General features: G+C 69.5%; 12 protein-coding genes. 2 read left to right on the top strand and 10 right to left on the bottom strand.

What is annotated here, in order from left to right; translation table 11 throughout:
* The 3 genes from fdxA to QSJ60_RS08755 are packed head-to-tail and all read right to left on the bottom strand — an operon-like array spanning position 1 to position 1259.
* Positions 1 to 321 (bottom strand): ferredoxin, encoded by a 321-nt coding sequence (fdxA, locus tag QSJ60_RS08765; RefSeq protein WP_189084568.1) that lies wholly within the window; start codon positions 319 to 321, stop codon positions 1 to 3.
* A 48-nt stretch (positions 322 to 369) separates the two neighbouring features.
* Positions 370 to 813 carry a hypothetical protein gene (locus QSJ60_RS08760; protein ID WP_285463340.1) on the bottom strand — a complete coding sequence of 148 codons (444 nt, stop codon included), beginning with the start codon at positions 811 to 813 and terminating at the stop codon, positions 370 to 372.
* Complete coding sequence (locus QSJ60_RS08755) at positions 810 to 1259, bottom strand: hypothetical protein (RefSeq protein ID WP_230766205.1); 450 nt, start codon at positions 1257 to 1259, stop codon at positions 810 to 812. Before QSJ60_RS08755 ends, QSJ60_RS08760 begins: the two co-directional genes overlap by 4 nt.
* A gap of 84 nt (positions 1260 to 1343) precedes the next feature.
* On the opposite strand from QSJ60_RS08755, the gene QSJ60_RS08750 reads away from it, so the two are divergent.
* Positions 1344 to 2168, top strand: coding sequence for an enoyl-CoA hydratase/isomerase family protein (locus QSJ60_RS08750; protein WP_285463339.1), 825 nt, complete (start codon positions 1344 to 1346; stop codon positions 2166 to 2168).
* 24 nt (positions 2169 to 2192) lie between these two features.
* Here the strand turns inward: QSJ60_RS08750 and QSJ60_RS08745 are convergent, their stop codons facing one another.
* From QSJ60_RS08745 to QSJ60_RS08720, 6 genes are all read right to left on the bottom strand, one after another.
* Positions 2193 to 2972: a M23 family metallopeptidase gene (locus tag QSJ60_RS08745; RefSeq protein WP_230766209.1), complete on the bottom strand. Its 780-nt coding sequence runs from the start codon at positions 2970 to 2972 to the stop codon at positions 2193 to 2195.
* A 233-nt stretch (positions 2973 to 3205) separates the two neighbouring features.
* Entirely contained in the window at positions 3206 to 5110 is a 1905-nt protein-coding gene (gene typA, locus QSJ60_RS08740) for a translational GTPase TypA (protein WP_230766212.1), read from the bottom strand.
* A gap of 157 nt (positions 5111 to 5267) precedes the next feature.
* Positions 5268 to 7046 (bottom strand): dipeptide ABC transporter ATP-binding protein, encoded by a 1779-nt coding sequence (locus tag QSJ60_RS08735; RefSeq protein WP_189084562.1) that lies wholly within the window; start codon positions 7044 to 7046, stop codon positions 5268 to 5270.
* Positions 7043 to 7996 carry an ABC transporter permease gene (locus QSJ60_RS08730; protein ID WP_230766214.1) on the bottom strand — a complete coding sequence of 318 codons (954 nt, stop codon included), beginning with the start codon at positions 7994 to 7996 and terminating at the stop codon, positions 7043 to 7045. Before QSJ60_RS08730 ends, QSJ60_RS08735 begins: the two co-directional genes overlap by 4 nt.
* Positions 7986 to 8915 (bottom strand): ABC transporter permease, encoded by a 930-nt coding sequence (locus QSJ60_RS08725; RefSeq protein ID WP_189084560.1) that lies wholly within the window; start codon positions 8913 to 8915, stop codon positions 7986 to 7988. The genes QSJ60_RS08730 and QSJ60_RS08725 overlap by 11 nt, the downstream gene beginning before the upstream one ends.
* A 182-nt stretch (positions 8916 to 9097) precedes the next feature.
* The gene (locus tag QSJ60_RS08720) at positions 9098 to 10723 is read right to left on the bottom strand and encodes a peptide ABC transporter substrate-binding protein (protein WP_189084559.1); all 1626 of its coding nucleotides are present in this window, start codon (positions 10721 to 10723) and stop codon (positions 9098 to 9100) included.
* Between the two features lie 207 nt (positions 10724 to 10930).
* Here QSJ60_RS08720 and QSJ60_RS08715 point away from each other — a divergent pair, with 207 nt between their 5' ends.
* Entirely contained in the window at positions 10931 to 11695 is a 765-nt protein-coding gene (locus tag QSJ60_RS08715; protein WP_285463337.1) for a CPBP family intramembrane glutamic endopeptidase, read from the top strand.
* On the opposite strand, the gene QSJ60_RS08710 is transcribed toward QSJ60_RS08715, so the two are convergent.
* Entirely contained in the window at positions 11634 to 12038 is a 405-nt protein-coding gene (locus QSJ60_RS08710; RefSeq protein ID WP_230766220.1) for a hypothetical protein, read from the bottom strand. The two genes, QSJ60_RS08715 and QSJ60_RS08710, sit on opposite strands and share 62 nt — an antisense overlap.
* Positions 12039 to 12063: the final 25 nt, after the last annotated feature.

Raw genomic sequence — 12063 nt, 5'->3', positions numbered from 1 at the left:
TCAGTGCGCCTGCGGCGGCAGCGCCGCGACGATCGGGTGGTCGTACGCGATGACGCCGACCTTGGCGGCGCCGCCGGGTGAGCCGATCTCGTCGAAGAACTCGACGTTCGCCTTGTAGTAGTCGGCCCACTCGTCGGGCAGGTCGTCCTCGTAGTAGATCGCCTCGACGGGGCAGACGGGCTCGCAGGCGCCGCAATCGACGCACTCGTCGGGATGGATGTACAGCGACCGCTCGCCCTCGTAGATGCAGTCCACGGGGCATTCGTCGATGCAGGCGCGGTCTTTCACGTCCACGCACGGCAGCGCGATCACATACGTCACGGCTCGTCCCTTCGAAACGGTCGATTCAGTCTAGAGCGGGCCCGAGGGTCACAGCGCGGTCGCGGCGTCACCGGAGGACGCGGGGACGGCGGCGAGCTGCGGCCGACGACGCTGCGGCAGCGAGGGCCAGGCGATGATGAGGACGGCGATGAGCGCAGGTCCCACCGACCAGACGGTGCCGACGAGGCCGCTCGCGATGAGCACGGACCCCCCGGGGCCCGGCAGGGAGAGCAGCGCGACGATCGCGATGATGCCGACGCCCGCCGCCGCGGCGGCCCAGCGGCCGCCGGCCACGAGTCGGATGCCGAGGAGCAGCGCGGCCACCCCGAGCAGACCGGCGACAAGCCCCCAGGGGACGACGACGCCGCCGAGTTCGAGGCTCTGGCGGTGCCCGATCGTGGCGACGGCGCCGTAGACGAGCCCGATCAGCGCCGCGAGGAGGAGCCCGCCGACCCGGCTCCAGGTCGACGCCGGTGCCGCGTGCTCGGTCACTGCGGCTTCGCCGTCACCGTGAACGCCACGTTCTCGCCGTCGCCCGCGACGACCACGAGGTACTTCTCGTTCGTGTAGACCGAGGCGCCGGCGTCGGTACCCGACAGCGTCGTGTCGACGGTGAAGCCGGCGCCCTCGAGGGCGGCGGCCGCCTCGGCGACCGGGTCGGCGGCCGCGGACGTCATCGTGACGATCCAGCCCTCGCCCGCGGTGCCCGCGGCGAAGACGATCTCGCCCTCGGGCAGCGGCACCTCGGCCGGGAAGTCCGCCGGCAGCTCGCCGCCGAGCGAGACGTCGCCGCCCGTGGCCTCCTCGACCGCGCCCTCGATACCCTGGTTCACGAGGTCTTCGACCGGATTCGCGAAACAGCCGGTGAGCGCGGTCGCCGCGACGAGGGCGGTGGCGGCGAGCAGGCCGAGACGGAGACGAGGATACGCGGCGGACATGCGCCGAGTCTACCGCCGACCCTGCGCCTCGGACATGGCGTAGCGTGTGGCGGGAGGCCCCGGCCGGGGCGAGTGGGAGGCGGCATGACGAGCGACGACGGCGCAGCGACGGGCGAGGGCGGCACCGCACCGGTGGTGCGGCTCGAACGGGACGGACGGACCGCGATCGTCACCATCGATCGACCGAAGGCGCTCAACGCGCTCTCCCCCGAGGTCCTCGATGCGCTCGCCGAGGTGATCGCCGAGCTGGCCGCCGACCCCGGCGACCTCGCCGGCGTGCTCCTCGTCGGCGCCGGCGGCCGGGCGTTCGTGGCGGGTGCCGACATCTCGGCGATGGCCGGGCTCACGCCTGATGAGGGCGCGCAGACCGCCGAGCACGGGCACGCCGTGGCCGCGGCCATCGAGGCGCTGCCGCTGCCCGTGATCGCCTGCGTCGACGGCTACGCCCTCGGCGGCGGGCTCGAGCTGGCGCTCGCCTGCGACTTCATCTATGCGACCGAGGCCTCGCGCTTCGGCCAGCCGGAGGTGCACCTCGGGCTCATCCCGGGCTTCGGCGGCACCGTGCGGCTCCCCCGCGCCGTCGGTCCCGCCCTCGCGAAGGAGCTCATCTACACCGGACGGCAGCTCGACGTCGAGGAGGCTGCGCGGGTCGGGCTCGTGACGCGACGCTTCGACGACCGCGAGGCGCTGCTCGCCGGCGCGCGCGAGACCGTGCAGCTCATCGGCCGGAACTCGAGCACGGCGGTGGGCCTCGCCAAGCGGGTGCTCGTGGGCGCGGCGGGCACGCCGACCGCGACCGCGACGCTGCTCGAGATCGAGGGCTTCCGCGACGCGTTCCGCACGGACGACATGCGGGAGGGCGTCGCCGCCTTCCTCGAGAAGCGCGAGCCGGACTTCACCGGGCGCTGAACAGCGCCCCGTCCCGCCGAGGGCTCAGCCGAGCCGAGCGCTCAGCCAGGCCATGCCGTCGAAGCGCGCACCGTCTGACCCGTACATCTCGAGGTGCAGGTGCGGGCCGGTCGACTGGCCGGTGGAGCCGATCTTGCCGAGCTGCTGGCCGGCGGTCACGCGGTCGCCGGTCGCCACCTCGAGCGAACCGAACTGCATGTGCGAGTAGGAGCTCGTCAGCAGTTCGCCGTCGATGTTGTGCTGCACCTCGACGTTCACGCCGAGGCCGCCGCCGTTCTCCGTCGCCGTGACGACCACGCCGTCGGCGATCGACATGACGGGCGTGCCGACCCCGGGGATGAAGTCGACGCCCTTGTGGAACGTCGAGCAGCCCGCGCACGGGGCGGATCGCGGGCCGAAGCCGTCGCTGATCCGACCGGGGTTGGTGACCGGCCAGACGATGGCGTCGGTGCGCTGGATCTCGACGGTGCCGAAGCCGGCGACCGAGGAGGCGATGGGCGGCGGCGCCGCCACGGCGGTGAACTCGTCGACGGCCACGTCGGCGGCGATGACGCCGTCGCCGACCTCGAGCTCCTGGACCTTCGGCGCGAGCACGTCGACGACGGGCGCGTAGACCGAGGCGGTCGGCTCGGTGGAGGTCGCGGTGACCGCGAGCGCCGGCAGGCTGGTCGCGACCATCATGCCGCCGGCGAAGGTCATGCCGAGCGTCGCGAGGAGGCGCTTGGCGGGCGGGGGGCTGGTGCGGCGGCGTCGAGCCGGCCGAGCGGCCGCGCGGCGGCCGCGGGATGCAGGGGGAGTCGTCATGCGTTTCGTATCGGGTTCGTGCGTTCGTTATCGAATCTTTATCAGGGGGCCTCGGCTACCGTACGCGGGGTTCCCTGAAAGCTTCATCCGAATGCATGGACCCTGTGGAGAAGTCCCAGCGAGGCATCCCGACTCCCTGCTCCGCTGAGCCCGTCGAAGCGCCCCGCCCGGAGACGACGGATGCCGCGGGCCGAAGCCCGCGGCATCCGGTGCTGCGCCCCTGGAATCCCGGATCAGGCCTGCTTCTTGAGACGCGAGGCGGCGCGCGCACGAGCGGTCGCGTCGAGCTCGACCTTGCGGATGCGCACCTTCTCGGGCGTGACCTCGACGCATTCGTCCTCGCGGGCGAACTCCAGGCACTCCTCCAGGGTGAGCTGGCGCGACGGCGTCATCGATTCGAAGGTGTCGGCCGTCGATGAACGCATGTTCGTCAGCTTCTTCTCCTTCGTGATGTTCACGTCCATGTCGTCGGCGCGCGAGTTCTCGCCGATGACCATGCCCTCGTAGACCTCCTCGGTCGGGTTCACGAAGAACGACATGCGCTCCTGCAGCGCGATGATCGCGAACGGGGTGACGACCCCGGCGCGGTCGGCGACGATGGAGCCGTTGTTGCGCGTCGTGATGGTGCCGGCCCACGGCTCGTAGCCGTGCGAGATCGCGTTCGCGATGCCCGTGCCGCGGGTGATCGTGAGGAACTCGGTGCGGAAGCCGATGAGGCCGCGGCTCGGGACGATGAACTCCATGCGGACCCAGCCGGTGCCATGGTTCGACATGTTGTCCATGCGGCCCTTGCGAGCGGCCAGGAGCTGCGTGATCGCGCCGAGGTACTCCTCGGGGGCGTCGATCGTGAGGTGCTCGAAGGGCTCGTGCACCTTGCCGTCGATCTGCTTGGTGACCACCTGCGGCTTGCCGACCGTGAGCTCGAAGCCCTCGCGGCGCATCTGCTCGACGAGGATCGCCAGGGCGAGCTCGCCGCGGCCCTGCACCTCCCAGGCGTCCGGACGGCCGATGTCGACCACCTTGAGCGAGACGTTGCCGATGAGCTCGCGGTCGAGCCGGTCCTTGACCATGCGGGCCGTGAGCTTGTGCCCCTTCACCTTGCCGACGATCGGCGAGGTGTTGGTGCCGATCGTCATCGAGATCGCGGGGTCGTCGACGTGGATCGCGGGCAGCGGGCGCACGTCCTCCGGGTCGGCGAGCGTCTCGCCGATGGTGATGTCCTCGATGCCCGCGACGGCGATGATGTCGCCGGGACCGGCGTCCTCAGCGGGGAAGCGCTCGAGCGCCTTCGTCTTCAGCAGCTCGGTGATGCGCACGTTCGAGTGGCTGCCGTCGTGGCGTACCCAGGCGACCGTCTGCCCCTTCTTGATGCGGCCGTTGAAGACGCGCAGCAGCGCGAGACGGCCGAGGAACGGCGAGGAGTCGAGGTTGGTGACCCAGGCCTGCAGCGGAGCCTCGTCGTCGTAGCTCGGCGCCGGGACGTGCTCGAGGATCGCCTCGAAGAGCGGCTCGAGGTCGCCGTTGTCGGGCAGTTCGCCGTTCGCAGGACGGTTGCGCGAGGCGCGGCCGGCCTTGCCGGAGGCGTACACGACGGGCACGTCGAGCAGCGCGTCGACGTCGAGGTCGGGCACGTCGTCGGAGAGGTCGCTGGCGAGGCCGAGCAGCAGATCGTGGCTCTCCTCCTCGACCTCGGCGATGCGGGCGTCGGGGCGGTCGGTCTTGTTCACGAGGAGGATGACCGGCAGGCGGGCCTCGAGCGCCTTGCGGAGCACGAAGCGGGTCTGCGGCAGCGGCCCCTCGGAGGAGTCGACGAGCAGCACGACGCCGTCGACCATCGACAGCCCGCGCTCGACCTCGCCGCCGAAGTCGGCGTGGCCGGGGGTGTCGATGACGTTGATCGTGACCGGGCCGTCCGTCGCGTGCACGCCGTTGTACTCCACCGCCGTGTTCTTGGCGAGGATCGTGATGCCCTTCTCGCGCTCGAGCTCGTTCGAGTCCATGGCGCGATCGTCGACGTGCGCGTGCTCCGCGAAGGAGTTCGTCTGCTTGAGCATGGCGTCGACGAGCGTCGTCTTGCCGTGGTCGACGTGGGCGACGATCGCGACGTTGCGCAGATCGGTGCGGTGGGCGAGCGCCATGAAGGAAAGCTCCTGTCGGTGGATGATCGGCCGGACTCGGCCGCCTGACATCGTATCGCACGCTGGAGAACGCCTCGGCACGCGGTTCCCAGACTCCACGCCGGGACGCCGAAGGGCCCGGCCGGTTGACACCGGCCGGGCCCTCGAACGGATCGGATCAGACGCCGAGCGGGATGTTCGCCCCCGGGATCGCGGCGAGCAGGTCCTTGGTGTACTGCTGCTGCGGGTTCTCGAACACCTCGTCGGTGGTCGCGGCCTCGACGATGCGCCCCTTCTGCATCACGCAGACGTTGTCCGCGATGACCCGCACGACCGCGAGGTCGTGCGTGATGAAGAGGTAGGTGAGCCCGAGCTCGGCCTGGAGATCGGCGAGGAGGCGCAGGATCTGGGCCTGCACGAGCACGTCGAGGGCCGAGACGGCCTCGTCGAGCACGACGATCTCGGGCTTCAGCGCGAGCGCACGCGCGATGGCGATGCGTTGGCGCTGACCGCCGGAGAGCTCGTTCGGGTAGCGGCCGACGAGGGTCCGCGGCAGCGAGACCTGGTCGAGCAGCTCGAACACGCGCTCGCGGCGCGACGCCTTGGTGCCCACCTTGTGCGTCATCAGCGGCTCGCCGATCGTGTTGCCGATGTTGCGGAGCGGGTTCAGCGAACCGTACGGGTCCTGGAAGACCGGCTGCATGCGGCTGCGGAGCGCGAAGAGCTCCTTGCCGCGCACGTTCGCGAGATCGGCGCCGCCGACGAGGATGCGACCGGAGGTCGAGTCCTCGAGCTTCAGCAGCATCTTCGCGACGGTCGACTTGCCCGAACCCGATTCGCCGACGAGCGCCGTGGTGGTGCCCTTCGCGATCTGGAACGAGACGCTGTCGACGGCCGTGAAGTCGCCCGTGCCGCGGATCTTGTAGACCTTGGTCAGGTCCTCCACGACGATCGCCGGCGGCTGCGCGGCGGCGGTCTCGAGCGCCTCCGCCCGGGCCTCCGCCGTGGCGATCAGGTCGATCGCCTCACCGGCCGCGGACGCGGCGTCCTCGCCCATCGAGTCCTCGGCGGCCTTGATGCTGCCGGTGGCCTGGATGCGGCGCGAAGCGAGGCTCGGCGCCGCGGCGACGAGGCGCTGCGTGTACGGGTGCTGCGGGTTCTGCAGGATCTGCAGCGACGGGCCCGACTCCACCACGCGGCCCTTGTACATCACGACGAGCTGCTCGGCGCGCTCGGCGGCGAGGCCAAGGTCGTGCGTGATGAACAGCAGCGTGGTGCCGAGCTCGCGGGTGAGCGACTCGAGGTGGTCGAGGATGACCCGCTGCACCGTCACGTCGAGCGCCGAGGTGGGCTCGTCTGCGATGAGCAGCTGCGGGTTCGCCGCAAGGCCCATGCCGATGAGCACGCGCTGGCGCATACCGCCCGAGAACTGGTGCGGGAACTGCTTCAGACGGCGGTCGGCGTCCTGGAGGCCGGCCTCCTTCAGCACCTCGATCGCGCGCGCCTTGACGGCCTTGCGCTCGCTCGCGATGCCGTTCGCGCGGATCGCCTCCTCGACCTGGAACCCGATCGACCAGACCGGGTTCAGGTTCGACATCGGGTCCTGCGGGACGAAGCCGACCTTGCGGCCGCGGATGGACTCCATCTCGTGCTTCGTCGCCTTGGTCAGGTCCTGCCCGTCGAGGAGGATCTGGCCGCCGGTGATCTCGCCGGAGCCCGGCAGCAGGTTGATGATCGCGTGCGCGGTCGTCGACTTGCCGGAGCCGGACTCCCCCACGATCGCGAGGCTCTGCCCGCGGTAGAGGGTGATGTCGACGCCGTCGACCGCGGTGACCATGCCGGTCTGCGTCTTGAAGCCGACCTTCAGATCCTTGATCTCGAGCAGGGGTCGCTCGTCGTCGGTACGGGGTTCGGGCACGGAGCTTCCGATCGTCTTCTGGGTCTCGATCTCGGTCATCGACGTGCCCTCGCCTTCGGGTCGAGCGCGTCGCGGACGACCTCGCCGAGCATGATGAAGCTCAGCACGGTCACGCTCAGCGCGATCGACGGGAGGATCAGCGTCTGCGGCGCGGTGCGGAGGTCGCGCTGCGCCTGGCTGATGTCGTTGCCCCACGACATGATGCTCGACGGCAGGCCGACGCCGAGGAACGACAGGGTCGCCTCCGCGACGATCGCCGAGGCGAGCGAGATGGTGGTGATCACGATGACCGGGGCGATCGAGTTCGGCAGCACGTGCCGGAGCAGGATGCGGAACCGGGAGACGCCGAGGGCGGTGGCCGCCATGACGAAGTCGGAGTTCTTCACCCTCAGGATCTCGGCTCTCAGCACACGCGCCGTGGCCGGCCACGCGAAGATGCCGATCGCCAACGCGATCGTCCAGATGCTCGCGTACTTCGAGAGCACCGACATGACGACGACGGCCGCGAGGATGTAGGGGATCGAGAAGAAGATGTCGCCGAGACGCGAGAGCACCGAGTCGACCCAGCCGCCGTAGAAGCCGGCGAAGGCGCCGAACAGGATGCCGAGCACCGCCACGAGCACCGTCACGATGAGGCCGACCGACAGCGAGGTCGAGGTGCCGTGGATGATGCGCGAGTAGATGTCGCAGCCCTGCTTGGTGAAGCCGAGCGGGTGCCCGGGCGCGGGGCCGGCGTTGCTGTTCGAGAGCTGGCAGTCGTTGTTCGGCGGCACCTGGGTGAACAGGCCCGGGAACAGGGCGACCACGACGACGAGCAGGATGATCGCCGCGGAGATCCAGAACATGGGGCGGCGGCGGACGTCGGCCCAGGCGTCGCGCCAGAGGTTCGAGGGCTTGCCCTCGGCCTTGACGGCGTCGATGGCGACGAGCGGGGTCTCCTCGACCGGGGCGACGTAATGCTGCTGGGTGGATCGGGTGTTACTTGACATAGCGGATCCTCGGGTCGAGAACGGCGTACAGCAGATCCACCAGGAGGTTCACGATGAGGTAGATCAGCACCATGACGGTCACGAAGGAGACGACGGTCGGTCCCTCCCCGCGGATGATCGCCTGGTAGAGGGTGCGACCGACGCCGGGCACGTTGAAGATGCCCTCGGTCACGGTGGCGCCCACCATGAGCACGCCGAAGTCCACGGCGATGTAGGTCACGACCGGGATGAGCGAGTTGCGCAGGATATGCACGGGGACGATGCGTCGCCGGGACAGGCCCTTGCTCGCGGCGGTGCGAACGAAGTCCTGGCCGTCCGTCTCGATGACCGACGCCCTCGTCAGTCGGACGATCTGCGCGAAGCTTCCCGTCGCCAGCACCATCGCCGGCAATATCAGGTCTTGGATCGGCGCTCCGGAGCCCACGGTCGTCCTGAACCAGCCGAGCTGGACGCCGAAGATGTACTGCGCGGTGAAGGCGACGACGAAGATCGGCAGCGAGATGAGGATGAGGCTCACCACGAGCGCGCTCGCGTCGAAGATGCCGCCCTTGCGCAGGCCCGAGATGAGCCCGATGAGGATGCCGCCGACGGCGAGGAACACCGTGGCGATCGCGGCGAGCTGGAGCGTCACCGGGAAGGTGCGGGCCAGGATGTCGGAGACGGGCTCGCCCGAGAAGGAGATGCCGAAGTCGCCGCGGAAGATGCCGCCGAGGAACAGCAGGTACTGGACGATGAACGGCTTGTCGAGGTTGTAGCGCTCGCGCACCGCCTCGAGGACCTGTGGGGGCGGGGTCTTGTCACCGAACAGGGCGACGACGGGGTCGCCCGGCATGGCGAAGACCATGAAGTAGATCAGGAAGGTGGTGCCGAGCAAGACAGGGATCGCCTGCAGCAGTCGGCGCAGGATGTAGCCGGCCATGGATCAGGCCTCGGCTTCTGCGGTTGTGGACATTATTGGAAGAAACCTCACCGTTGTGGAGTCGCCCTACGATGCTACGCCGATCGCGACACCGCAGGATACGTGGGTGTGGGGCGGCGGTCTGATGACCGCCGCCCCACGGGCGCCTCAGAGTCTAACCCTGAGTCGTCGCAGGCTGGGAACTACTCCGCAGCCTTGGTGATCTGGTAGTACAGCGGAACCGAGTTCCAGCCGAACTCCACGTTGTCCACGGTGTCGTTCCACGCGCCGTTGACGTTCGAGTACCACAGCGGGACCGCGGGGAGGTCCTTGAACAGGATCTCCTGGACCTGCTGGAACTTCTCGTTCGCGGCGTCGATGTCGGTCTCCGCACGGCCTTCCTTCAGGAGGGCGTCGACCTCGGGGTTCGAGTAGTCACCGTCGTTCGAACCGGCACCGGTGCCGTACAGCGGCCCGAGGAAGTTGAACAGCGCCGGGTAGTCAGCCTGCCAACCGCTGCGGAACGCGGTCTGGATGGTGCGGTTGGTGATCTCGGTGCGCGCCTCGGCGAAGGTCGGGTACGGGTTGCCCGACGCGTCGATGCCGAGGTTGTTCTTCAGCTGGTTCGACACGGCGTCGACCCAGCCCTGGTGGCCGCCGTCGGCGTTGTAGGCGATCTGGAAGGTGCCGCTCCACGGGGCGATGGCGTCGGCCTGGGCCCACAGCTCCTTCGCCTTCTCCGGGTTGAACTCGAGGACCTCCGAGCCGGGCACGTCCTCCGAGTAGCCGTCGATGACGGGCGAGGTGAAGTCGTGCGCGGGGGTGCGGGTGCCCTCGAAGATCACGTCGGTGATCTCCTCGCGGTTGATCGCCATCGAGATGGCGGCGCGACGGAGCTGGCCTTCCTCACCCGAGAAGTGCGGCAGGCGCGCGGGGATGGTGAAGGACTGGAAGATCGCCGCGGCCTGGTTGACCGAGCGGTCCGGGAACTCGTCGGCGTAGCTGGCGAGCGCCGCCTCCGGGATCTGGTCGACGACGTCGACGTTGCCGCCCTGCAGGTCGGCGTACGAGGCGTCCTGCGAGGCGTAGAAGATGATGTCGAGCCCGCCGTTCTGCGCCTTGCGCGGACCGTCGTAGTCGGGGTTCGTGACGAGGCTGATCTCCTCGTTGTGCTTCCAGGCGCCCTCGCCGTCGAGCATGTACGGACCGTTGCCGACCGGGTTCTCACCGAACGCGTCGAGGTCTTCCCACGCCGACTCGGGGAGCGGGTAGAACGCCGAGTAGCCGAGGCTGAGCGGGAAGTCCGACTCGGGCTGCACGAGCGCGACCGTGAAGGTCAGGTCGTCGACGACCTTGAGGCCCGAGAGCTCGGGGCGGTTCTCGTCGAGCGAGAAGCCCTCGATGTCGCCGAAGAAGTAGCTCGAGAGCTGCGCGTTGTCGAGCGCCGCGCCGTAGTTCCACGCCTTGACGAACGACTCGGCGTTCACCGGGTCGCCGTTCGTGAACTTCAGGTCGGGCTTGATCTTGATGGTGTAGTTCTGGGCGTCGTCGGACTCGATGGACTCCGCGACGTCGTTGTGCACGGCGCCCTTGGCGTCGTAGTACACCAGACCGGCGAAGATCGCGTCGAGGATCTTGCCGCCGCCGACCTCGTTGGTGTTGGTCGGGATCAGCGGGTTCTGGGGCTCGGAACCGTTGGTCGTGATGATGGCCGACGAGTCGCCGGCAGCACCGCTCGACGACGGCGAACCGCTCGTGCAACCGGTGAGCGTGAGCGCCCCGGCCGCAGCAAGAGCAATGGCGGCAACGCCGATTCTCTTGATCTTCAATGTTCCTCCTGTGAGATGTGCGCATGCAGGCACGGCTTCTGGCCGCGCCCGAGCGCTGGTAAATCGAGGCTAAGGAGTCCTCTCACTCGAAGCAAACTCCGCGGCCAAACCGTTACCGACGCGAAACCTGGCGACCCTCGACGCGCCGCATTCCGACGCGTATGCGCAGGAATCTTGCGTTCTGTGACGCCGTGCGAAGATGATCGCATGCCAGCCGCCCGTCGCATGCGAGTCGAGCTCGCCATCGTGCTCGGCCTCTCGCTCGGCGCGTCCGCCGTCTACTCGATCGTCTCGATCGTCGCGCGGGTGACCGACACGACGCCGCTCTCCGAGCAGTCGGCGGCGATCAATCAGTCCCGCTCGAGCCGCGAGTGGCTCGACTTCACGTACCAGTTCCTCGACGTCTTCTTCGGGCTGTTCGTCGTCGCACTCGCGCTCTATCTGCTGTGGCGGCCCGGCCGCAGCCCGTTCCGCCGCATCGGCTTCGACTTCACACGACCGGGGCGCGATGCGGCCTCCGGGCTCGCGCTGGTCGCGGCCATCGGCATCCCCGGCCTCGCGCTCTACGCCGTGGGCCGCGCGATGGGGATCACCGTGGCCGTGGTGCCGGCCCCGCTCGACACCCACTGGTGGACGGTGCCGATCCTCGTGCTCGCGGCGATGAAGGCGGCGCTCACCGAGGAGATCATCGTCGTCGGCTACCTCTTCACGCGGCTCCGGGAGCTCGGCGTGGGACCGTGGGCGACGATCGTCTCGAGCGCGCTGCTGCGAGGGACGTACCACCTCTACCAGGGCTTCGGCTCGTTCGCGGGCAACGTCGCGATGGGCCTCGTGTTCGGCTGGTGCTACGTGCGCTGGGGGCGCACGATGCCGCTCGTGATCGCGCACTGGGTGCTCGACATGGCGGCCTTCATCGGGTATCCGCTGGCGCTCGCGTGGTGGCCGGGGCTCTTCGCGGCGCCGGCCGCCTGACCCCGGGGACGTGCGTCGCCGATGCGAGGGCGACGACCGTCGCCGGCATCGGCGGGAGTTGCTCCTCCGCGACCTCGACCCGGGGATCGGTGTCGGCGCCGCGCACGCGGGCCCCGTCGATCCAGCTCCGTCGGCTCGGCGTGCAGACCGCGCCGACGCACTCGTCGCCGTAGCCCCCGCCCCGCAGTTCGAGGACCGCTTGCGCGCGTCGCATCGCGTTCGCCGTCGCCGGGTCGCGGCGCTCGAGGAGGCCGGCGCGGGTGTCCAGCCCGAAGCGCTCGCTCGTCGCGACCGCGAGGCCCACGACGACGAGGATGAACCCGACCCCGAGCAGGGCGTCCATGGGGAGCATCCGACACCTCCGCGTG

The sequence above is a fragment of the Agromyces sp. NBRC 114283 genome (assembly GCF_030268405.1).
Lineage (GTDB): Bacteria > Actinomycetota > Actinomycetes > Actinomycetales > Microbacteriaceae > Agromyces > Agromyces mediolanus.
This window is presented reverse-complemented; position numbering and strand designations above follow the sequence as displayed.